Here is a 21,888-nt window from a genome sequence, read left to right on the forward strand (position 1 = left end):
CGGCCCAACGAGGCGTCCGCACCACCTACAGGGGAGCGTCACTGACATGCTGTCCCGCAACCTCGAGCAGACGCTCCACCGGGCATTGGCCCTGGCCAGTGAACGGCGTCACGAATACGCAACTCTCGAACACCTGCTGCTGGCGCTGGGTGACGACCAGGACGCGGCCACCGTGCTGCGCGCCTGCGGCGTCGACCTCGACCGGCTGAAGCGCGACCTGACCGAGTTCCTCGACAAGGACCTCGCGGGGCTGGTGACCGAGCGCGGCGGCGACCCGAAGCCGACCGCCGGTTTCCAGCGCGTCGTCCAGCGCGCCGCGATCCACGTGCAGTCGTCCGGCCGCGACGAGGTGACGGGGGCCAATGTCCTCGTCGCCCTGTTCAGCGAACGCGAATCGCACGCCGTCTATTTCCTGCAGCTGCAGGACATGACGCGGCTCGACGCCGTGAACTTCATCTCCCACGGCATCGCCAAGGCGCCGGGGCGGTCCCAGCCGCGTCCGGTGCAGGGTTCGACCGGGTCGAACAACAGCGAGGAGAACCAGGAGAAGGACGACAAGCCGCGCGGCGGCCGTGGGCAGGACGCGCTGTCGAACTACTGCGTCAACCTCAACAAGAAGGCGCAGCAGGGCAAGATCGACCCGCTCATCGGGCGCGAGCCCGAGATCGAGCGCACGATCCAGATTCTCTGCCGGCGCACCAAGAACAACCCGCTCTACGTGGGCGATCCCGGCGTCGGCAAGACCGCCATCGCCGAGGGCCTGGCGAAGCGCATCGTCGAGGGCGACGTGCCCGAGGTGCTGCTCAAGTCGACCATCTATGCGCTCGACATGGGCAGCCTGCTCGCCGGCACGCGCTATCGCGGCGATTTCGAGGAACGGCTGAAGGCGGTCGTGCAGGAACTGGAGAACCAGGCCGGCTCGATCCTCTTCATCGATGAGATCCACACGGTGATCGGCGCCGGCGCGACCTCGGGCGGGGCCATGGACGCGTCGAACCTGCTGAAGCCGGCGCTCGCGCAGGGTACGCTGCGCTGCATCGGGTCGACCACCTACAAGGAATACCGCAACTACTTCGAGAAGGACCGCGCGCTGGTCCGCCGCTTCCAGAAGATCGACGTCAACGAGCCGACGCTCGAGGATGCGGTGAAGATCCTGCAGGGCCTCAAGACCAACTACGAGAAGCACCACAAGGTCCGCTACACCCCCGAGGCGATCCGCGCCGCGGTGGAGCTCAGCGCGAAGTACATCCACGACCGCAAGCTGCCCGACAAGGCGATCGACGTGATCGACGAGGTCGGTGCGAGCCGCATGCTGCTGCCCGAGAACAAGCGGCGGAAGACGGTGACGCTGAAGGACGTGGAGGACATCGTCGCGAAGATCGCGCGCATCCCGCCGAAGTCGGTCTCGACCGACGACCGCGAGCAGCTGCGCAATCTCGAGCGCGACCTGAAGGCGATGGTGTTCGGCCAGGACAAGGCGATCGAGGCGCTGTCCGCCGCGATCAAGCTGTCCCGCGCCGGGCTGCGCGACCCGGAAAAGCCGATCGGCAACTACCTGTTCTCCGGTCCGACCGGCGTCGGCAAGACCGAGGTCGCGAAGCAGCTCGCCAAGACCCTCGGGATCGAGCTGATCCGCTTCGACATGTCCGAGTACATGGAACGGCACAGCGTCTCCCGCCTGATCGGCGCGCCGCCCGGCTATGTCGGCTTCGACCAGGGCGGCCTGCTGACGGATGCGATCGACCAGCACCCGCACGCCGTGCTCCTGCTCGATGAGATCGAGAAAGCGCACCAGGATCTCTACAACATCCTGCTGCAGGTGATGGACCACGGGAAGCTGACGGACCACAACGGCAAGACCGTCGACTTCCGCAACGTCATCCTGATCATGACGACCAATGCGGGTGCGTCGGACATGGCGAAGCCGGCGATCGGCTTCGAACGCTCGGCGCGCGTCGGCGAGGACACCGAGGCGATCCAGCGGATGTTCACGCCGGAGTTCCGCAACCGGCTCGACGCCACGGTCCCCTTCTCGGGCCTGACGCCCGAGATCGTCGGCCAGGTGGTCGAGAAGTTCGTCATGCAGCTCGAGGCGCAGCTCGCCGACCGCAACGTGACGATCGAACTCTCCTCCGCGGCGAAGGAATGGCTGGCGGAGAAGGGCTACGACCCGTTGTACGGCGCGCGTCCCCTGGCCCGCATCATCCAGGAATACGTCAAGAAGCCGCTGGCCGAGGAACTGCTCTTCGGCAAGCTGGTGAAGGGCGGTGCGGTGAAGGTCGGCTTCAAGGACGGCGCGCTCACCTTCGACGTGGTGGAAGCCGCGCCCCCGGCCTTGCCCAAGCCCGAGGAAGGTGGCGAAGGCGATTCCGAGCGGGAACCCGAGACGGCGGAATGAGGGCACCGTCCACGACTGCACTGCTCGTCGTGGATGTGCAGAACGACTTCTGTTCCGGTGGCGCGCTCTCCGTCCCTCACGGAGAGCGCGTCGTCCCCCTGATCAACGCCATCCAGGCGCAGTACGACATCATCGTCGTGACGCAGGACTGGCATCCTGCGGACCACGCGTCCTTCGCCTCGCAACATCCCGGCCGGACGATCTTCGACACGGTCGACATGCCGTACGGACCGCAGGTGCTGTGGCCCGACCACTGCGTCATGGGCAGCCATGGCGCGGCCCTTCATGAAGACCTCGACGTCACCCGCGCGCAGCTTGTCCTCCGCAAGGGCAGCCATCGTGGAGTCGATTCCTACTCCGCGCTGCTCGAAGCCGACCGCGCGACGCGCACTGGGCTCGATGGATGGCTCACCTCCCGCGGCGTGACCGAGGTGCATGTCTGCGGTCTTGCGACCGATTTCTGCGTGGCCTGGACCGCGCTGGATGCGCGCCGCTTCGGCATCGCGGCCGCGGTGATCGAGGAAGCGTGCCGCGCCATCGATCTTGAAGGCAGCCTGGCGCGCGCCTGGTCCGAGATGACCGCGGCGGGGGTGCGGCGCCTGGCATCGGCGGATATCCTGGCCGCCTGACGGCGCCATCCCGCGCCGGCACGGCAGGGGAGATTGCCATGAGCGCCATCAAGGACTGGCCCGCCTATTCCGCCACGCTGCGCGACCGCGGCAAGGAACTCGGGCAACTGCACCCCGAGATCGTCAAGGGCTTCGTCGCACTGAACAACGGGGCGGCGAAGACGCAGCACCTCGATGCCAAGACGCGGGAGCTGATCGCGCTCGCAGTGGCCATCACCACGCGCTGCGACGGCTGCCTGGATGCGCATGTCCGCAAGGCGCAGGCTGCCGGGGCGACCAAGGAGGAGATCGCCGAGGCGCTGGGCGTGTCCATCGCCCTGAACGCAGGTGCGGCCTTCACCTACGCGCTGCATGCGCTGGACCGGGCGAACGAGGCCTAGACCAGCGCCTTCCGCGCCACCTCCAGCGCCGCCTTCTGCGCCTTCGAGACCTTGGGGTAGTGGAGGTCCAAACCCTCCAGCGCCTCCACGATCGCGGCGACCACGACGAGGCGCGTGAACCACTTCGCATCGGCCGGCACCACGAACCACGGCGCGTGCCGTGCCGCGGTGCCGCGGATCGCCGCCTCATAGGCCCTCATATACGCATCCCAATGCGCCCGCTCGGCGACGTCGTTCGCCGAGAACTTCCAGTTCTTCTCGGGCTCGTCGATGCGGGAGAGGAAGCGGCGCTTCTGCTCCTCCCGGCTGACATTGAGGAAGAACTTCAGCACCACGGTGCCTTGGCGCGAGAGATAGCGCTCATAGGCCGCGATGTCCTCAAGCCGCTCTTCCCAGATGGTCTTGCCGACGACGCTCGGCGGCAGCTTCTGGCCGGCGAGGAAATCGGGATGCACGCGCACCACCAGCACTTCCTCGTACCAGGAGCGGTTGTGGATGCCGATGCGCCCACGCTCGGGCAGGGCGGTCGAATGGCGCCAGAGGAAGTCGTGGTCGAGGTCGACCGGCGTCGGCGCCTTGAAGGAATGCACCTGGCAGCCCTGCGGATTCACGCCGGAGAAGACGTGCTTGATCACTCCGTCCTTCCCGGCCGCGTCCATCGCCTGGAAGATGCACAGCACCGACCAGCGGTCCTGCGCGTAGAGCATGTCCTGCAGTTCCGCGAGACGTTCGACCCCGCGCTGCAGCATGTCCGCCGCATGGTCCTTCTGGACGTCGAGCCCGCCGGTGTCACCAGGGTCGCAATTCTTGAGGCGGAAGCCCTTGCCCGAGGTGACGCGGAAACGATCAAGCAGCTTTCCCGTACCCTTGGCGATCATGCGACCCTCCCCCGTGGTGCCACCACGATCCACAGCGCCGCGCCGGCCTGCAACAGGAAGGTGAGGCCCAGCGCCGCGGCATATCCGGCGGGATCCCAGCCGCCGTTTGCCGTGCGCGGCCAGAGGTCGAGGATCGCCCCGATCCCGGTCTGCAGCGCGAAGACCAGCACCAGCATCGCGAAGTTGATGGCGGTCGCGACGCGCCCCTGCAGTTCCGGCGGGAAGCCCTGCCCCATCGCGGCATAGCCCGACACGCCGACCGACCCGCAGAAGGAAAAGCAGAACCAGGTCGCCGCAATCACCCAGTATCCCTGCGGTCCCATCACCAGCACGACCTGAGCGGCCAGCACGCCAGCGATGCCGAGATAGGGCACGAACATGGGGGAGTATCCGCGCGCCTGCGCGAAGGATGCCGCCTGGCCGGTGGCGAGGCTGCCCGTCACCAGACCCAGCGCATAGATCAGCAGCGCGACCGCGCGTGGCCCGTCCGCCATCCCGCCCACGTCGCGCAGCCAGGGACCCGCCCAAAGCCCCTGGAAGGTGAAGTTCAGTGCCGAGAGCACCATCACCGCCGGCAGGAAGCGCAGGAAAGCGCGGTCGCTGAAGATGCGGCCGAACTCGCCGATCTCGCGCACCAGGCTGCGGCGTTCGGGGCGGACGACATGCGGCGGGCGGTCGGGCACCATCAGCCGGATCCATACCGACCCGCAGACCGCGAGAATCGCGAGCAGCACGAAGATGCCGCGCCAGCCGAGCAGCGGCAGCGCCCATTGCACCGGCACCGTCGCGCTCATCCCGCCGAGGCCGGCGATGAACAGCCCCGCCCCCGTCACCGCCGCGACGCGTTCCTTCGGGTACCACTGCGTGTTCGATTTCAGCATCGCCATCAGTCCGGCGGCGAGGCCGAAGCCGCAGATCATGCGTCCGAGCGCCAGCACCAGCACGTCGGGCGCCAGCGCGCTGACGACGAAGCCCGCCATGGAGACGAGCGCGAGCACGCTCTGCACCTTGCGCGGTCCATGCAGGTCGAGGGCGACGCCGATCGGCAGCTGCGCCAGCGCATAGGCCCCGAAGAAGCAGGCCGCGAGCAGCCCGAGCTCCGCCGCGGACAGCCCGAATTCCAGCGCGAGCAGGGGCCCGATCGTCGCCACCAGCGCGCGGTTCGCCTGGTTGAGGAAATTGATCGCCGCGAGCGGCAGGGTGATGCGGGCGAAGCCCGGTGCGCCATCGGCCATCAGCGCGGATCGATCCTCACGCTGATCGGGCAGTGGTCCGAGATGACGTCGCGCAGGGCGGGATCGCGATCGGCGTAGACGAGGACGCGGAAGCTGTCCCGCACCAGCCAGTCCCGCGCCGGCCCGCCGAGCAGGATGTGGTCGACGAAGCCTCGCGATTGCCCATCCCTCGCCCAGCAGGGATTCGAGAAACCCTCGGTCGCGCGGGTCAGCGGCGCGGCCTCGGTCAGTACGGTCAGGAAATCGTCGTTGCGCTCGATGCGGCGGTTGAAGTCCCCCAGGATCGCGAAGGCGATCCCTTCCCGCCGGCGCGCCGCGATCCAGTCGCGCAGGATCTCCGCCTGGCGGCCAAGATTCTGGCAGTCGCGCGAATTGGGCCGCTGCACCGATTGCCAGGCGCAGCCGCCGTCGAGGTGGACGGACAGCAGCCGGATCGGCGGCCCTTCCCCGCTGCGCACCGTGATGTCGGCGCCGCGCCGCAGCGACCGCCGTGCATTCGGCACCAGGTCGAGCGCCGAGACGTCCGGATTGCGCGTCACGTTCAGCCCCCGCCGCCAGGCGAAGCCGGCGCGCTGGGTGTCGGTCTCGTCGGGGAAGTGGAACTCGTAGCGCGTCGCGTCGAAGACCCGCGCGGCGGCAAGCGGCCCGTCCACCTCCTGGATTGCGACGACATCGGCGGCGAGCCGATCGGCATAGGCGCGCAGCCGGGCGAAGTCGCGATCCTGCCGTGGCGCAAGGTCCCGCGGCAGGTCGGGGTGCCCCGCGGGCTTGGTGGTCAGCCAGGCGATGTTCCACGACGCGATCTTCAGTTCCGCGGCCTGGAGCGGCACGGCGAACAGCAGGCACAAGGCGATCAGCAGGGGGCGCATGGCGGCAGTCATAGCAGCGTTGCGGCCGCGATGCGCGCGGGGGCCGGCATCGGCTCGAGCGGCCGGACGCCGCAGGCGAGGAGCAGGTCGGCCAGCGCGTCCATCTCCGCCGCATCCCGCGTGGCGTCGTGAAAAGGGTCCTCGCGAAGGCTGCCGCGCGGCACCCACAGGATCGTCTCGTAGCGCGCGCGGGTCATCAGCACGCGGTACTTGTTGATGACGTAGTGCGCATCCTTGGTCCGTTCCTGCCAAGTATGTCCCACGAAACGCCGGGTGCGCCATCCGTTGCGCGACCACAGCAGGTCGCCGCCCCAGGCCAAGCCCGCGACGTCGAGTTCCAGACCCTGGCAGTCGTATTCCGTCGCGAAGGTCTCGAGCGCGTCCGATCCGCGCACATCCGGCCAGCGCCTCAGGAACCAGTCGGCGACATCGTCCAGCTGAACGCCGAGCCCGTCCCCCCGCAACCGCTTCGCCCCGGCCGATGCCACGATCCCCGCCCGCCGCTGGCCGCGCGCGAAGCGCCGCAACCCGTCGCGCAGAGCATCGAGGTCGCGCGTCAGCAGGAAGGGCAGCGCGCCGGCCTCGGCGATGCTGCGGGCCTCCAGGATCTCGCCGCGCAGCAGCGCGTCGACCCAGGCCGCGCCGGTGCTCTCCCGTACGCTGCGTACGGGAACGGTCAGGTCGAGATTCTCATCGATGGTCAGCCAGGGCGCCGCGCCATCGGCCAGGCGCTGCAGCGGGTCGCGCGCGGCCACCGCCCGCTCCGCGGCGACGGCACGCCAACGCCCGTCAGATGCCGCGATCACGCGCCCCCACTCGCGCAGCCCGGCCTCGCCGGTGTTGATCTCCTGGCCATTGCCGATCAGCGCCACGATCACGGCCCAGCCCTCGTGCCGGCCCATGATCTCGAGCGTATGGGCCGGCTCGCTCATCGTCAGGAGGGATCGCTTGTTCTGCGTGCCGATCCGCGACTTCGCCTCGTCCCAGGCGCGCTGCGCCTCATCGAAGACGATCAGCCGGTCGGGCGGCGCACGACGCTGCGGATCGGTCGCGTTGTCCTCGAGGAAGCGATGCACGTTCTGCAGCCGCTCCTTCACGCGACGCTCGGCCTCGGGGCGGCTGCATTCGCGCCGGTCCACCGCATCCTGCGCCAGCGCCGCGCGCAGCACCGTCACCAGCGGGACATTGCCGGTCAGGAAGGCGCTACGCCCGCCGGCCTCCGGCGCGAAGACCGCGTTCAGCCCGCACAAGGTCTTGCCGGCCCCAGGAATGCCGGTGACGAAGACGACGCGCTTGCCCCCCTCGGCCTGCGCCGCGGCGACAGCGCGGGCGATGGCCTTCGCGGTGCGTGTCAGGTTCGGCGCATCGGCCCGCGCGGTCGCGATGTCGGCGACGCCGTTGCGCGCGTAGAGCATCGTCGCCGCCTCGACGATTGTCGGCACCGGCCGGTAGGCGCCGGCGAGCCAATCCGCGCCAACCAGTGGCGCGGCCGCGGGTGGCAGTTCGGCCTGCACCCAGCGCAGCGCCTCGGCCATGCTGCCATGGCCGCAGACCAGCGGCTCGGTCGGATTGGGTGGTAGCAGCCAGGGCTGCACGGGCGGCGCGAAGGCCGCTTCCGCGGCCACCAGCACCGGCACGATGGAATGGCGCCGGCTGCCCGCATGGAAATCGCGCAGGTCGAGCGCGTAGTCCTCCGCCTCGGCCCGCCTGGCATTGCTCGGCGCGCCGGACTTGAACTCGATGGCGACGATGGCGCGATCGGTCAGCACCACCGCGTCGATGCGCTTTTCCAGGCGCAGCAACTCGTACTCCAGCACGATCGTCCAGGCCGCGCCGCTCAGGGCTGCCACCGCGCCGCGCAGCGCCGCGACCTGCCGATGCCACGCGATCTCCTGGTCCGGTGTGCCCGAGAATCCGCGCATCTGCTGCGCCGAGGCGAGCCGTCCCACCGTATCCGCCGGATCGCGCGTGAGCAGTTCGGCACCCGTGCAAGCGTACCAGGCCCTCACGCGTTTCCCCCTCGGCGCGGCCAGGTCGCCACCGCCACGCTGCCCATCATCAGCGCGAAGCCCGCCACGTGCACCAGGGTGAAGGCCTCCCCCAACAGCGTGACCGCGACCAGCGCCGCCGTGCCGGGCAGGAAGACGGTGAAAACGCCCGCCATCCCCGCCGGCACGCGCTTCATGCCCGCGTACCAGAACAGCAGGGACAGCACGCTGGCCGTCATGGCGTGGAAGACGAGCAGCCCGCCGATCCGCGGTTCCGCCAGCGCCGCGACCTCGCCGGCCCAGGGCAGCGCGAAGGGTGCCAGCACCAGCGCCGAGAAGGCCTGCATCCAGAAGCTCGCGGTGATCACCGGCACGCGGCCGGCGATGCGGCGGGCGAGCAGCATGTAGGCCGCCTCCCCCAGCACGCCGCAGAAGATCAGCAGATTGCCGAAGGCCGACCCATCCGCGCCGCCGGCCGCCCGCGCCACGGTGATCGCGGCCATGCCGCCACCGGCCAGCACCACCGCCGCCCATTGGCGCCGCGGCAGCCTCTCGCGCAACAGCAGCGCCCCGCCGATCGCGACCACCGCCGGCAGCGTCGCCAGCACCAGCCCGCCCTCAAGCGCCGTCGTCAGCCGCAGCCCGGCCAGCAGCGCGGCGTTGTAGAGCGCCGTCCCGAACAGCGCCTGCAGTGCGAGGTTGCCAAGCACGGCGCGCGGCACCGCGACCGGCCCGTCCATCCGCCGCGCCAAGGGCCACAGCACCGCCGTGGCGAGCACGCAGCGCAGGAAGACGACGAGGGGCACCGGCAATGCCTCGGCCAGCAGCTTGCCGACGACGACGTTGATGCCGGTCAGCACCATCGAAAGGGCCAGCTGCAGATAGGCGATCGTCACGCCCGCGAGCCTATCCCGCCGCGGCGGGACTGCCCATGCCGGCCGCGGTCAGGCCTCGCCGTCCTGCCGGAAGGGCGAGAGCGTCGAGAGCATCTCCATCTCCCGCAGCATCGCCGGCCGCTCGCGCGCGAGGAAATCGTCCACCGCCCGCGCCAGGCCCTGATGCGCGATCCAATGCGCCGAGTAGGTCGGCACCGGCAGGTAGCCCCGCTGGATCTTGTGCTCGCCCTGGGCACCGGCCTCGACGCGGCCGATGCCGTGCGCGATCGCGAAGTCCATGGCCATGTAGTAGCAGAGCTCGAAGTGCAGGAACGGGACGTCGACCACTGCACCCCAGTTGCGGCCGTAGATCGCATCCTTGCCCACCAGGTTCAGCGCGCCGGCGACCGGTTCGCCGTCGCGCTCGGCGACCATGAGCACGACCGCATCGCCGAGCCTGTCGCCGAGCATCGGCCAGAAGCGTTTCGTGAGGTAGGCGCTGCGTCCCCACTTCTTGTCCGTCGTGCTGCGATAGAAGCGGTGGAAGGCGTCCCAGTGGCGATCGGTGATCTCGGCGCCGCGCAGGCAGCGCAGCGTCAGGCCGCTTGCCGCCACGTCCCGCCGTTCGCGCCGCAGCGCCTTGCGCTTGCGCGAGGCCAGCGCGCCGAGGAAATCGTCGAAGCAGCCATAGCCCGGATTCTCCCAGTGGAACTGGGTGCCGAGCCGCTGCAGCCAGCCTGCCTCGCCGAGCGCGGTCCACTCCGCCTCGGTGCAGAAGGTCACGTGCACGGAGGACGCGCCAACCGCGGTGCACCCCTGCACCAGCGCCTGGCCAAGCGCGGCCGCCGGCACGCCGCAGCCAGGGCGGACCAGCAGCCGCGGCCCGGGCACCGGGCTGAAGGGCACGGCGACCTGGAGCTTCGGGTAGTAGCGCCCGCCCGCGCGTTCCAGGGCATCGGCCCAGCCGTGATCGAAGACGTATTCGCCCTGGGAGTGGGACTTCGCGTAGCAGGGCGCGCAGGCGAGCAGCATGCCTGTTTCGTCGCGCAGGGCGGCGTGCTGCGGCAGCCAACCGCGATCCGGGACCGCGCTGCCGCTGTCCTCGAGCGCCGAGAGGAAGGCGTGGCTGACGAAGGGATTGTCCGTGCCGGCGCAGGCATCCCACGCCGACGCGTCGATCTCCGCGATCCGGCGGTGCAGCGTCAGCGAAAGGGGCGCAGGTCCATCGGGCATCGCCCCAATGTCGCGCGCCCGTGCGCCATGACAAGAAGCGCCCGGCGAAGCGACGGGCGGCCTTCCCCCAAGGCCGCCCGCCGCGCCGGCTCAGTACTCGTTCGCGCGGAAGATGCTGACGGCGCCGAGCACCATGGTGATGGCGCCCGAGATCAGCATAACGATCGCGATCGTCTCCGGGCTCGAGCCCGCCAGCGACCCCGGCAGTGCCACCGGCAGTCCGTTGGTCGCGAAGCCGACATAGGCGCCCGCCCCTGCCGCACCCAGACCGATGATGAGAGCAATGATTCCGAGACCCATGGCGCAAACCCCCTCGCCAACAACCCCTGGTAGATCCGTGGAGGCAGCTTAGCGTCGCTGCGTTTTCGCGCTTGGCGGCATCTCAACCGCCCCCAGGGACGACCACCACATAATCACCATTTCGCGAGCAGTGTTTGCAACCGCTTAAAACCTGAAATCGCCTGTGACGTGCGTAACGATATCGGATTTCGCGCAGTTGTGGGTTTGCTGCAACGGACCACCCATGGTGGTGCACCGCGCGATCCGACACCAGATCCTGGATCGACTGCGGGGCGTACGGCACCCCGGTTGGTGCCGTTGCGCGCCGCCGGCGCAGCGCCTCCGCGCGGTCAGTACTGGTTGGACCGCACGATGCTGACGGCGCCGAGCACCATGGTCACGGCGCCGGACACCAGCATCACGACGGCAACGGTGGCCGGACTGGCCCCCGCCAGCGCCCCCGGCAGCGCCAGAGCGACGCCGTTCGCGGCGAAACCGAGATACGCGCCCGCGCCGGCAGCGCCGAGCCCGATCAGAACTGCAAGGATGCCAAGACCCATGGCGCAAGCCCCCTCTCGCCAACAACCCCCGGTGGACCCACCGGCCGCCTCTCACCGCGATCGGTGGCGCATATACTCACGAATCTGTGAATACGCCAACGGGGCTGTGACCTGAATCACGTGGTGGCTGCGAAAATATCCTCAAGATTGATAAACGGACAGTAATGTTCGCGCAAGAATCATGACGGCCGGGAGCATTGCCGGCGATGGACGTGTGGCGCGATCGCCGCGCACCACCCCAGGTTTCACCGGGATGGTGCCGGCACCAGACCCGTAGAACAGGCCGCTTTCAGGCGATCTCGAACAGGCCTTCGACCTCCACGGCCGCATCCGCCGGCAAGGACGGGACGCCGATCGTCGACCGCGCATGGCGTCCGGCATCGCCGAAGACCTCGACCGCGAGATCGGAAGCCCCGTTCATCACCGCCGCGTGACCGGTGAAGGTCCCGGGCGCCGCGATGAAGCCGCCCAGCCGTACCACGCGCTTCACCCGGTCGAGGTCCCCCGTGGCCGCCTTCAACTGCGCGAGGAGGTTCACGAAGCAGGCGCGCGCGCCCTCCTTCGCATGTTCGGGGGTGATGTCCTCCGTCACCTTGCCGGTGAAGGCGACCTTGCCGTCCACCAACGGGATCTGCCCCGAGATGACGACGAGGTTCCCCGTGACGACGAAGGGCACGTAGTTGGCGATCGGCGCCGCCGGAGTCGGCAGCGTGATGCCGAGATCCGCGAGGCGCTGGTCGATGCGTCCGGCCATGAAGGCTCTCCTGGTTGAAACCTGGCCGCCACCGTCCCCGATGCGCGGCCTGGCCGGAGCATGCCCTCCCCGGACGCGGCTGTCGAAGCGGCGCTAAGCCGCTTGGCGCAAGGCCCGGTGCCGGCGCGGGGCCGGCTGCGCGGGCAGGTCGAGCGGCAGCAGCGGCGGCTCGGACCGGACCGGCGCGGCAATCGTTTCCTCCTCCGCCGGATCCGGCAGGTCGCCGCGGCCGAGATACTCCAGCGCCAGCCGCCGGAACGCCCAGTCGAGCACCGAAGTCGCACGACGGATCACCGGGTCGCCGTCGACCACGCCGCCCGCGCCCGGACCGTAGGCATAGGCATCGACGAAGGCCGCCAGCGGCACGCCATGGGCAAGGCCAAGCGAGACCGCCTGGGCGACGGCCTCGAGCAAGGCCCGCGTGGGCGCCCCTTCGCGCGGCAGGCTGAAGGCGATTTCGCGAAGCCCGCCGCGATCATCCTCGGTGGCCCGCAGGGCAACCCGCGCGCCGCCCACGGACACCCGCCAGGTCCGGGCCGCTGCCGCCGCCACGGGCCTGGGCGCCGCCCGGCGCGGCGCCTGCGGCGGCGCCGGCACCGCAACCGGCGTCGGCGGAGCCGCATCCAGGAAGGGCATCGCCGCCGCCTCCATCGCCGCCCGGGCCGCCGGCGGCGGCGGCATCAGCAGGGTCGCCGCTTCCGCGCCGGCGCGCGCGGCGGCGCGCGTGGGAAGCAGGACGTAGCGGCCAGCCTCGTCGCGCGACGGTACCAGCGCGCCGGCGGCCGGCGCGAGGCCTGCCGTCTCGGCGCCCAACAGTGCCTCCACCGCATCGGCGGGCGCGAGGGCGACGCAACCCTGGTGGCGCAGCCCCGGCGACGCCGCGGCGGCATCGAGCGCCGCGCGCGCGGCGGCGGCCAGGCCCGGCACCGCCGTCTCGGCGGGCGGCTCGGGCCAGATCAGCGCCACGGGATGCAGCGCGCCATGGCGTGCGGCGAGGCGCCCCGACTCGGCCTCCGCCGAGCCCTGCGTCAGGGCGGCGATGGCGGCGGCGACGGCCTGCGCGTCCTCGCCGCCATAGGGCAGGCGGAACGCGGCGAGCAGCCCGGCGAGGTCGGCGAATCCCACGCGCAGTCGCGGCGCGCGCCCCTGGCCCAGGATGTCGAGCATCTGAACCCCGGTCGCGACCGCAGCGGCGTAGCCCGGCGCGTCGAAACCGCCATCGGCCTCGAGAAAGGCCGGCAGGTTGAGGACGAAGCGGCTGTCCTCCTTGCGGTCGCGCCAGACCTCGATGCCGGGCGCGCCGCGGCGCGACATCAGCAGCGCGCGCAGCCGGTCGGCCAGCGCATCCGCTTCCTCCGGGCTGTCGAGCAGGCCGAGCCGGCGGCCGCGCGTGGTGACGCGCCGGATCCAGCCCTCGGCCACGGTCGGCAAAGCGGCGGGACCGCTGCCGGGCGCGAGGGCGGCGAGCGCGGCGGCCGCGCCGTCCTCCCAGGCTGCGGGAAGGGCGACGGACCGGGGGGGAGCATCGGGATCGGCGCCGATGCGCTCCCGGCGGAGCGCCACGCCATCCCAGATCGTGCCGAGGATGCCTGCCATGGCCGGAACGCTAGCGAGACTCGGCGGCCTGCGGAAGCCGCATCTTGTGCCAAACCGACTCGCGACCCCCAATATCCTGTGGATAGCCCGTCCTTTGCGCCGGCCGCCGCGCTGTGGCATCAAGCCTCCTTCCCAGGATGCCCCAAGGACGTGCCCATGGCCTTCCTCGACGACCTGTTTATTCGCCTGACCAGCCGCAAGGTGGGCCAGGACCGCTTCGGCAACACGTATTGGGAGGCGCGGTCCCGCCGCGACGTCTACGGCCGCCCGATGCGCCGCGTGATCTATGCCGGCGCGCCCGAGGCGACGACGGTGCCGCCCGAATGGTGGGGCTGGATCCACAACACCACCGAGCAGCCCCTGCCCGAGGACGCGCCACGCCGCGCCTGGCAGAAGGACCATCGCCCGAACCGCACCGGCACGGCCGAAGCCTGGCGGCCGCCGGGCGCCGACAGCCGCGGCGGGCAACGTCCCGCCACCGCCGGCGACTATGAGGCCTGGACGCCGGGGCGCTGAGTCCCGACATCCATCCTCGCATGCAGAAGCGCAGCCTTGCCGAGTTGCTCACCGGCGCCGTCGTCCTCGGGGTCGCGGCCGTGTTTCTTGTGTATGCCGTCACCGGCAGCGGGCGGTCCCTGACCGGCGGTTCGGGCATCCAGCTCACCGCCCGGTTCGACCGGATCGATGGCCTTGCGGCCGGCGCCGATGTGCGCCTCGCCGGGGTCAAGGTCGGCCAGGTGATCGCCCAGCGCATCGACCCGGCGACGTTCCTCGCGGTGCTCACGCTGCGCGTCGACCCGTCGATCCGGCTGCCCGCCGACACCTCGGCCGAGATCCAGAGCGAGAGCCTGCTTGGCGGCAAGTTCGTCGCCCTCGTGCCCGGCGGATCCGACCGCTACCTGCAGAACGGCGGCGAGATCACCATCACGCAGAGCGCGGTCAGCCTCGAGAGCCTGCTCGGCCGCTTCATCTTCTCGGTCACCGAGATGAACCAGAACCGCAACCCGGAGCAGCCGGCCCAGCCCGCGCCCGAACAGGCGCCGGCACCCCGATGAGCACCCTCCCCCCCGCCGTCTGGCCCGGGGCCGATGGCCAGCCCGTCTCCTGCCGCGAAAAGCTCAAGGTCCTCGCCGAGAACCACGCCGAGGTCCGCCAGGCCCTGCAGGACACCTTCGAGGATGCCGTCCTGATGGGCGTGGACGAGGCCGCGATGCGCCGCATCCTCGCCGAGCTGGTGGATGGGCTTGCGAGCCCGAGGCGCCGCGCATGAGGTGGATCGCCGCCTTCGCCCTGCTCGTCCTCGCCACGCCCGCCTCGGCGCAGGAATGGGTGCCCCAGCGCGCCGCACGGCTGCAGGCGCTCGACAAGGTGACGGCGCGGGTGACGATCCTCGAGGCCCGGGTGGGATCGAGCGTCACCTTCGGCTCGCTGACGATCAACCTGCGCTCCTGCTACGGCCGCGCCCCGGACGAAGTGCCCGACGCCGCCGCCTGGATGGAGATGACCGACAGCCGCGCCCGCCCCGAGGCCCCGCCGGCCTTCCACGGCTGGATGTTCGCCAATGCGCCGGGCGTGAACATGCTGGAACACCCGGTCTACGACATCCGCGTGCTGGAGTGCCGCTGACGCCCCCGGCCACGCAGCCGCGCCGGCGGGCCTAGCGGATCCCGAAGAAGGACTTCAGCCGCGCGAGGAGATCCTCCCGCGTCAGCGGCGCGGCCGCCGGCATGCTCTCGCGACCCGGCCCGGCGAGGTTGCGCGCCTGGCGTTCCGCCATGATGGCGCTGAGCGCGTCCGGCAGAGCCGGCCGCGCCCGCAGCAGCGGATCGAGATCCGACTTCCGCAGCTCGAAGACCGCGGCCTCGGTGACCGCGAGCACGGTGGCGCTGCGCGGCTGGCCCGTCAGCAGCGACATCTCCCCGAACACCGCGCCGGGATAGAGGCGCGCCGCGGTGAACTCGGCGCCATCGGCATCGGCGACGCGGACGTCGAGCACGCCCTCGGCCACGAGATAGAGCGAGTCGCCCGCCTGGCCGCGCCGCACCACCGCCGCGCCCGCCGCCACCACGGCCGGCTGCATCGCCTCCGCCAGCATCCCCCGCTCCTCGGCCGTGAACGGCCGGAACAGGTCGGTCGCGTCGAGCAGCGCGCGCCGGCCGCCATCCTCCAGCGCCGGCAGGGCCCGACGCAGGACGGTCTCGCGCGTCGGATGCGCGATCGACAGGCCGGCCCGCTGCACGGCGGCCTGCACGGCGCGCGCGACCGCGTCGCGCCAGCGCATCTCCTGCGGAAAGTCCGGCACGTAGAAGCGCACCAGGTACTGCGCCACCCCCTGCGAGAGGTCCGACAGCATCACGTCCGGCGCGAAGCCCGGCACGTCGCGCCCGGCCTCCATCGCGGCGGCGAGCAGGATCCGGCGCGCGCGACCGGCCGGCACCGCGGGATCGAGCGGCACGCTCATCGCCACCCGGAAACGGCCGTTGCCGTCCGGGCCGTAGACCGCGATGCGGTGGCTCGCGATCAGCGTGTTCGGGACCACCAGCGTCACGCCATCACGCGTGACCAGCCGGGTCGCGCGCCAGGAAATGCCGACCACCCGCCCAGCGCAATTCTCCGTCGCCTCGATCCAGTCCCCGAGCCCGTAGGGGTGTTCGATGCCGAGCGCGATGCCGGAGAAGATGTCGCCGAAGATGTTCCGCAGCGCGAAGCCCAGCACGGCGATGACGACCGAGGAGGTGGCGATGAGCCCCGTCGCCGGCAGGTCGAAGACGAGCTGCGCCGCGAGGATCATCGCCGTCGCGAAGAAGGCGGCGCCGATCAGGTCGGTCAGCAGCTTCGGGTGATGGGCGAGGAGCGCGCCGGCCAGCCGTGCCGCGGTCCAGGCCAGGCAGAGCCAGAAGCCGAGTCCCGCCGCGAGGCCGATGCTCGACCACCGGCCTTCCGCGGGCATCCCGAGATGAAGGGACAGGGCCAGCAGCGCAGCCGCGGCCGGCAGCAGCAGACGTCGATGGAACTGGCGTGTCAGCGCTATTTCCCGCCCACCTCGGACAGCCCCGGCGCGGCGAGCCTAATGCCCTTCGCGCCGTTGCGGTATCCGATTGGTGATCGGGTCAGCCGGCGCCTTCGTCCCGCAGCAGCGCCGTCACCGCCTCGGCCGGCACCTCGGAACTGGTGAAGCAGTCCCCGGCCGCGCGCATCAGGACGAAGCGCATCTTCCCGTCGCGGTTCTTCTTGTCCTTCGCCATGCGCCCCATCAGCGCCTCGACCGTGAAGCGCCGCGGCAGGTCCGCGATGCGCGAGGGCAGCCCGCAGGCCGCGAGGTGCGCGATCACGCGGGACGGCCATTCCTGGCTGCAATGGCCGAGCCGCGCCGAGAGCGACGCCGCCAGGCCGAGCCCGACCGCCACCGCCTCCCCGTGCAGGACGGTTCCGTCGAAGCGAGCCTCGGCTTCCAGCGCATGGCCGAAGGTGTGGCCGAGGTTGAGCAGCGCGCGGCCGCCCTCCGCACTCTCCTCGCGCTCATCGGCCGCGACCACGGCGGCCTTCAGGCGGCAGGATTCCAGCACCGCATGGGTCAGCGCCGCCGACTCGCCGGCCACGACGGCGGTGCCGTGCTGCTCGCACCAGTTCCACAGCGCGCCCTGCAGCAGCCCGTGCTTCGCGACCTCGGCATAGCCCGCGCGCAACTCGCGCGCCGGGAGGGTCGCGAGCGTGTCCGTATCCGCCAGCACGATGCGCGGCTGGTGGAAGGCGCCGGCGAGGTTCTTCCCCGCGCGCAGGTTCACGCCGGTCTTGCCGCCCACGCTCGAATCGACCTGCGCGAGCAGCGTGGTCGGAATCTGCACGAAGGGCACGCCGCGCATCGCGACCGCCGCCGCGAATCCCGCGAGGTCGCCGACCACGCCGCCGCCCAGCGCGATCACCGCCGTCCGCCGGTCGAGTCCTTCGCTCAGGACGGTCTCCAGCACCTCCTGCAGGCGGGAGAAATCCTTCGACGCCTCGCCGGGCGGAACCGCGACCTCGGCCAGCATGTCGAAGCCTGCCGCCTCGAGCCCGGCGCGCAGCGCCGGCAGGTGCAGCGGGGCCACCGAGGCATCCGTCAGCACCACCGCCTTGCGCGCCGGCAGGACCGGACCGATCAGCCCGCCCGCCCGCGCGAGGAGCCCCGGTCCGACCAGCACGTCGTAGCCGCGATCGCCCAGGCCCACCGACAGGCGCTGCGGCGTCACGGCGGCCGCCAGCGCCTCCTCGACGCGGCGCGTCGTCACCTCGGGGCTTTCGTCGGTGCAGGTCACGGTCACATCGGCCTCGGCATAGGAAGGGTGCCGCGCGGACATCAGGCGCTGCAGCACCTCGGCCGGATCGGCGTTGAGGAACATCGGGCGGTGTTCGCGCCCAGCGACACGACGCAGCAGCGTCGCCATGGAACAGCGCAGCCACAGCGTCGCGGCGCCGCTCGCCTTGATCGCGCGGCGCGTCGCGGCGTCGGCGAAGGCGCCGCCCCCCGTCGCGAGGACCAGCGGCGGGCCGGCGAGGAGCCGGGTGATGACCCGGCGCTCCCCGTCACGGAAATGTGGCTCCCCGTAGCGGGAAAAGATCTCGGTGATCGGCATCCCCGCCGCCGATTCGATTTCGGCGTCCGCATCGCGGAAGGGCAGGCCGAGCCGCGCCGCCAGGCGTTTGCCGATCGCGGTCTTCCCCGCGCCGGGCATGCCGACGAGCACGACGCTGCGCGCCGCCGCGGCGGGGGGCGGGGCGGAAGCGGCGGAGGCGACTTCGGCGGGAAGATCGATGGCGGAGTTGCGCGACACGGGGGCGGAGGCTAGCACACAAAGGCCAACGCGTGAGGGAGCCGCCGCAAGGCATGCGCCGCAGCCCGTTCCTGCTCATCCTGCTGTTCGTCCTCGGTGCCATCGCCGTGGGGCTGCTGGGGCTCGGCGCCTTCCCGCCTGCCGTGACGCCCCAGCCGGTCGAGCGCAGCCTGCCCAACGACCGCTTCCAGACCGGACGCTGATCCGGCCGCCTTGATCCGCAGCAAGTCGCCCGGCACGGGGCGATGCCACCCTGCCCGTCGTTTCGGAACGGGAGTCAGGCCATGGCAGGCACCATGCGGGCGGCGGTCTTCGCCGAGAAGGGACGGATCGAGCTGCGCGAGAAGCCGATCCCCGAAGTCGGCCCCAACGACGCGCTGCTGAAGGTCACGACGACCACGATCTGTGGCACGGACGTGCACATCCTCAAGGGCGAGTATCCCGTCGAGAAGGGCCTGACGATCGGCCACGAGCCGGTCGGCGTCATCGAGCGCCTGGGTTCGGGGGTGAAGGGCTACCGGGAAGGCCAGCGCGCGATCGCCGGCGCCATCACGCCCTCGGGCTGGTCCAACGCCTGCCTGTGCGGCAGGTGCAGCCAGGACGGCGCCGGAACGAAGCACGGCTGGCGCCCGATGGGCGGCTGGCGCTTCGGCAACACGATCGACGGCTGCCAGGCGGAATACGTGCTGGTGCCCGACGCGCTCGCGAACCTCGCCCCGGTGCCCGACGCCCTGTCCGACGAACAGGTGCTGATGTGCCCCGACATCATGTCGACCGGCTTTTCGGGCGCCGAGAGCGGCGAGGTGAAGATCGGCGACACGGTCGCGGTCTTCGCCCAAGGCCCGATCGGCCTCTGTGCCACGGCAGGGGCGCGGCTGATGGGGGCGACGACGCTCATCGCCGTCGACCGCGTGCCGGAACGTCTCGCCATCGCGAAGAAGCTCGGCGCGACGCATGTCGTGGACTTCTCGAAGGTGAACCCGGTCGAGAAGATCATGCGCATCACCGACGGCCGCGGCTGCGACGTCGCGATCGAGGCCCTCGGCACCCAGGCGACCTTCGAATCGGCCCTGCGGGTGCTGCGGCCGGGGGGCACGCTGTCCTCCCTCGGCGTGTACTCGACGGACCTCACCATCCCCTACGACGCCTTCGCGGCAGGGCTCGGCGACCATCGGATCGTCACCACCCTCTGCCCGGGCGGGAAGGAACGGATGCGGCGGCTGATGGAGGTCATCGCCTCGGGGCGGGCCGACCTGCGCAGCATGGTCACCCACCGCTTCAGCCTGGATCGGATCGAGGAGGCCTATGACCTCTTCAGCCACCAGCGCGACGGCGTGCTGAAGGTCGCGATCACGCCCTGACGCGCAGGCCGGCGGGAGGCATTGCGATGGCATGCCCCCCGCGGCCAGTGTCCGGGCATGTCCGGCGCCCGCCACGTCGAGTCCTTCCTGGAAATGCTGGCCGCCGAGCGCGGCGCGGCACGCAATACGCTCGCGGCCTATGAGGCCGACCTCAACGACTTCACCGGCTTCGCGGTCCGGCGCGGCGTCCCGGTCCACGCCGCCGGCGCGGATGTGTTGCGCGACTGGGTCGCGGGCCTCGCGGCGGCGGGCTATGCGGCCCGGACGCAGGCCCGACGCCTGTCCGCCATCCGGCAGTTCCACCGTTTCCTGGCGCGCGAAGGCATCCGGCCCGACGACCCGACGGAACTGCTGGACAGCCCTCGCCTGCCCGCCAGCCTGCCCAAGGCCCTCTCCGAAGCCGAGGTCGAGCGCCTGATCGAGGCCGCCGCCGCCCTGCCCGGCAAGCGCGGCCCGGTCGCCGCGGCGGCGGTGGAACTGCTCTACTGCTCGGGGCTGCGGGCCTCGGAACTCGTCTCCCTGCCCGCCGGCGCCCTGCGGCCCGAGGAAGGCCTCGTCGCGATCCGCGGCAAGGGGGGCAAGGAACGGCTCGTTCCGGTCTCCGCCCGCGCCCGGACCCTGGCCCTGGCCGCCCGCGCCGAGGCCGCCGAGCGCGCCGGCCCCAAGGCCGCCCGCTGGCTGTTTCCCTCCCGCGCCGCGGCCGGCCACCTCACCCGCCAGTCGCTCGGCCTGCTGCTGAAGGAAGCGGCGCTGGCCGCCGGCCTCGACCCCGCCCGGGTCAGCCCGCACGTGCTGCGGCATTCCTTCGCCTCCCACCTGCTGGCCCGGGGGGCGGATCTGCGCAGCCTGCAGGTGCTGCTCGGCCATGCCGACATCGCCACCACCCAGATCTACACCAAGGTCCTGGAAGCCCGGCTGAAGGCGCTGGTCGAGGCCCATCACCCGCTCGCGGGCTGACCCCTCCCGGAAGGGGGTCGCGCCCCGGCCCGTTTTCGGCTAACCCCCCGGCCCCATGCGCCACTTCCTGGACTTCGAGAAGCCGATCGCCGAGCTGGAAGGCAAGATCGAGGAGCTCCGTCGGACCACCGACGCGGGCGGGATCGATGTCGCCGAGGAGGTCGGCCGGCTGCGCGACAAGGCGCAGTCCCTGCTCAAATCGACCTACGCCAAGCTCACGCCCTGGCAGAAGGCGCAGGTCGCCCGCCACCCCGACCGGCCCCACGCCACCGACTACATCAACGGCCTGATCGAGGATTTCCTCCCGCTGGCCGGCGACCGCGCCTTTGCCGACGACGCCGCGGTCATCGGCGGCATGGGCCGCTTCCGCGGCCGCGCGGTCATGGTCCTCGGCACCGAGCGCGGCAACGACACCGAAAGCCGCGTGAAGCACAATTTCGGCATGGCCCGGCCCGAAGGCTACCGGAAGGCGAAGCGCCTGATGGAGCTCGCCGGGCGATTCGGCCTGCCCATCCTGTCCTTCGTCGACACCGCCGGCGCCTTCCCGGGCATCGAGGCCGAGGCCCGCGGCCAGGCCGAGGCCATCGCCCGGTCGATCGAAGCCGGCCTCGAGGCCCCCGTCCCCTTCATCGCGACGATCATCGGCGAAGGCGGGTCGGGCGGGGCCATCGCGCTGGCCGCGGCCGACCGGGTCGTGATGCTGGAACACGCGATCTATTCCGTGATCAGCCCCGAAGGTTGCGCCTCGATCCTGTGGCGCGACGCCGCCCAGGCCTCGACCGCAGCCGAGGCGCTGAAGCTCACGGCCGACGACCTGCGGAAGCTGAACCTCGTCGATGCGGTGCTGCCCGAACCGCTGGGCGGCGCGCATCGCGACGCGGAGGCCACCATCGCCGCCCTCGGCGACCGGATCGCGGACCTGCTGGAACCGCTCGTCGAACTGGACGGCGCGACGCTTCGCGCCCGGCGCCGGGAGAAGTTCCTGGAGATGGGGCGGAGTGGGGTCATCTGAGAGACGGGGAAGGCGCCGCCTCCCCCGCACCCCCACCGCCAAGGGCCGAAAGGCCCTTGGAACCCAGGACCGG

At 71.2% G+C, this 21,888-nt stretch carries 23 protein-coding genes; 11 read left to right on the forward strand and 12 right to left on the reverse strand.

What is annotated here, in order from left to right:
• The first annotated feature begins 46 nt into the window (after positions 1–46).
• From clpA to GWK16_RS12995, 3 genes are read left to right on the forward strand one after another with little or no spacing between them, the layout of a single operon-like run.
• Positions 47–2,398, forward strand: a complete 2,352-nt coding sequence (clpA, locus tag GWK16_RS12985; protein ID WP_170054372.1) for an ATP-dependent Clp protease ATP-binding subunit ClpA — start codon at positions 47–49, stop codon at positions 2,396–2,398.
• Positions 2,395–3,027: a bifunctional nicotinamidase/pyrazinamidase gene (gene pncA, locus GWK16_RS12990; protein ID WP_170054373.1), complete on the forward strand. Its 633-nt coding sequence runs from the start codon at positions 2,395–2,397 to the stop codon at positions 3,025–3,027. Before clpA ends, pncA begins: the two co-directional genes overlap by 4 nt.
• 47 nt (positions 3,028–3,074) lie before the next feature.
• Entirely contained in the window at positions 3,075–3,407 is a 333-nt protein-coding gene (locus tag GWK16_RS12995; RefSeq protein WP_338144468.1) for a carboxymuconolactone decarboxylase family protein, read from the forward strand.
• Here the strand turns inward: GWK16_RS12995 and GWK16_RS13000 are convergent.
• From GWK16_RS13000 to GWK16_RS13045, 10 genes are all read right to left on the reverse strand, one after another.
• Positions 3,404–4,285 (reverse strand): polyphosphate kinase 2 family protein, encoded by an 882-nt coding sequence (locus GWK16_RS13000; protein WP_170054375.1) that lies wholly within the window; start codon positions 4,283–4,285, stop codon positions 3,404–3,406. The genes GWK16_RS12995 and GWK16_RS13000 overlap by 4 nt on opposite strands.
• Entirely contained in the window at positions 4,282–5,520 is a 1,239-nt protein-coding gene (locus tag GWK16_RS13005; protein WP_170054376.1) for an MFS transporter, read from the reverse strand. The genes GWK16_RS13000 and GWK16_RS13005 overlap by 4 nt, the downstream gene beginning before the upstream one ends.
• On the reverse strand, positions 5,520–6,389 hold the full coding sequence (locus tag GWK16_RS13010; protein ID WP_170054377.1) for an endonuclease/exonuclease/phosphatase family protein: 870 nt from the start codon (positions 6,387–6,389) through the stop codon (positions 5,520–5,522). Before GWK16_RS13010 ends, GWK16_RS13005 begins: the two co-directional genes overlap by 1 nt.
• Positions 6,390–6,397: 8 nt before the next feature.
• Positions 6,398–8,398, reverse strand: a complete 2,001-nt coding sequence (locus GWK16_RS13015; RefSeq protein WP_170054378.1) for a DNA/RNA helicase domain-containing protein — start codon at positions 8,396–8,398, stop codon at positions 6,398–6,400.
• Positions 8,395–9,273, reverse strand: coding sequence for an EamA family transporter (locus tag GWK16_RS13020; protein WP_170054379.1), 879 nt, complete (start codon positions 9,271–9,273; stop codon positions 8,395–8,397). The genes GWK16_RS13015 and GWK16_RS13020 overlap by 4 nt, the downstream gene beginning before the upstream one ends.
• Positions 9,274–9,321: 48 nt before the next feature.
• Positions 9,322–10,485: a GNAT family N-acetyltransferase gene (locus GWK16_RS13025; protein ID WP_170054380.1), complete on the reverse strand. Its 1,164-nt coding sequence runs from the start codon at positions 10,483–10,485 to the stop codon at positions 9,322–9,324.
• A 90-nt stretch (positions 10,486–10,575) separates the two neighbouring features.
• Complete coding sequence (locus GWK16_RS13030) at positions 10,576–10,785, reverse strand: hypothetical protein (RefSeq protein ID WP_170054381.1); 210 nt, start codon at positions 10,783–10,785, stop codon at positions 10,576–10,578.
• A gap of 329 nt (positions 10,786–11,114) precedes the next feature.
• Positions 11,115–11,324, reverse strand: a complete 210-nt coding sequence (locus GWK16_RS13035) for a hypothetical protein (RefSeq protein WP_170054382.1) — start codon at positions 11,322–11,324, stop codon at positions 11,115–11,117.
• A 289-nt stretch (positions 11,325–11,613) separates the two neighbouring features.
• A complete protein-coding gene (locus GWK16_RS13040; RefSeq protein WP_170054383.1) occupies positions 11,614–12,078 on the reverse strand; it encodes a RidA family protein in 465 nt (154 codons plus the stop codon).
• Between the two features lie 93 nt (positions 12,079–12,171).
• Positions 12,172–13,674, reverse strand: a complete 1,503-nt coding sequence (locus GWK16_RS13045; RefSeq protein ID WP_170054384.1) for a TSCPD domain-containing protein — start codon at positions 13,672–13,674, stop codon at positions 12,172–12,174.
• Between the two features lie 156 nt (positions 13,675–13,830).
• Here GWK16_RS13045 and GWK16_RS13050 point away from each other — a divergent pair, with 156 nt between their 5' ends.
• From GWK16_RS13050 to GWK16_RS13065, 4 genes are read left to right on the forward strand one after another with little or no spacing between them, the layout of a single operon-like run.
• Positions 13,831–14,190, forward strand: coding sequence for an NADH-ubiquinone oxidoreductase subunit NDUFA12 family protein (locus tag GWK16_RS13050; RefSeq protein ID WP_170054385.1), 360 nt, complete (start codon positions 13,831–13,833; stop codon positions 14,188–14,190).
• A gap of 20 nt (positions 14,191–14,210) precedes the next feature.
• Positions 14,211–14,729: an outer membrane lipid asymmetry maintenance protein MlaD gene (gene mlaD / locus GWK16_RS13055; protein WP_170054386.1), complete on the forward strand. Its 519-nt coding sequence runs from the start codon at positions 14,211–14,213 to the stop codon at positions 14,727–14,729.
• On the forward strand, positions 14,726–14,944 hold the full coding sequence (locus tag GWK16_RS13060; protein WP_170054387.1) for a hypothetical protein: 219 nt from the start codon (positions 14,726–14,728) through the stop codon (positions 14,942–14,944). Before mlaD ends, GWK16_RS13060 begins: the two co-directional genes overlap by 4 nt.
• A complete protein-coding gene (locus GWK16_RS13065) occupies positions 14,941–15,300 on the forward strand; it encodes a DUF2155 domain-containing protein (RefSeq protein WP_170054388.1) in 360 nt (119 codons plus the stop codon). Before GWK16_RS13060 ends, GWK16_RS13065 begins: the two co-directional genes overlap by 4 nt.
• A gap of 31 nt (positions 15,301–15,331) precedes the next feature.
• Here the strand turns inward: GWK16_RS13065 and GWK16_RS13070 are convergent, their stop codons facing one another.
• Complete coding sequence (locus tag GWK16_RS13070) at positions 15,332–16,624, reverse strand: mechanosensitive ion channel family protein (RefSeq protein WP_170054389.1); 1,293 nt, start codon at positions 16,622–16,624, stop codon at positions 15,332–15,334.
• A gap of 160 nt (positions 16,625–16,784) precedes the next feature.
• Positions 16,785–18,485 (reverse strand): 3-dehydroquinate synthase, encoded by a 1,701-nt coding sequence (gene aroB / locus GWK16_RS13075; protein ID WP_338144466.1) that lies wholly within the window; start codon positions 18,483–18,485, stop codon positions 16,785–16,787.
• Positions 18,486–18,538: 53 nt separating this feature from the next.
• Here aroB and GWK16_RS13080 point away from each other — a divergent pair, with 53 nt between their 5' ends.
• The 4 genes from GWK16_RS13080 (at position 18,539) to GWK16_RS13095 (ending at position 21,815) form a co-directional block, all read left to right on the forward strand.
• On the forward strand, positions 18,539–18,688 hold the full coding sequence (locus GWK16_RS13080) for a hypothetical protein (protein ID WP_170054391.1): 150 nt from the start codon (positions 18,539–18,541) through the stop codon (positions 18,686–18,688).
• A gap of 81 nt (positions 18,689–18,769) precedes the next feature.
• The gene (locus tag GWK16_RS13085) at positions 18,770–19,846 is read left to right on the forward strand and encodes an NAD(P)-dependent alcohol dehydrogenase (protein WP_170054392.1); all 1,077 of its coding nucleotides are present in this window, start codon (positions 18,770–18,772) and stop codon (positions 19,844–19,846) included.
• Between the two features lie 57 nt (positions 19,847–19,903).
• Positions 19,904–20,803 carry a tyrosine recombinase gene (locus GWK16_RS13090; protein ID WP_170054393.1) on the forward strand — a complete coding sequence of 300 codons (900 nt, stop codon included), beginning with the start codon at positions 19,904–19,906 and terminating at the stop codon, positions 20,801–20,803.
• Between the two features lie 55 nt (positions 20,804–20,858).
• Positions 20,859–21,815 carry an acetyl-CoA carboxylase carboxyltransferase subunit alpha gene (locus tag GWK16_RS13095; RefSeq protein ID WP_170054394.1) on the forward strand — a complete coding sequence of 319 codons (957 nt, stop codon included), beginning with the start codon at positions 20,859–20,861 and terminating at the stop codon, positions 21,813–21,815.
• Positions 21,816–21,888: the final 73 nt, after the last annotated feature.

Origin of the sequence: Neoroseomonas marina, from assembly GCF_012927745.1 — a bacterium.
Classification (GTDB): Bacteria; Pseudomonadota; Alphaproteobacteria; order Acetobacterales; family Acetobacteraceae; genus Neoroseomonas; species Neoroseomonas marina.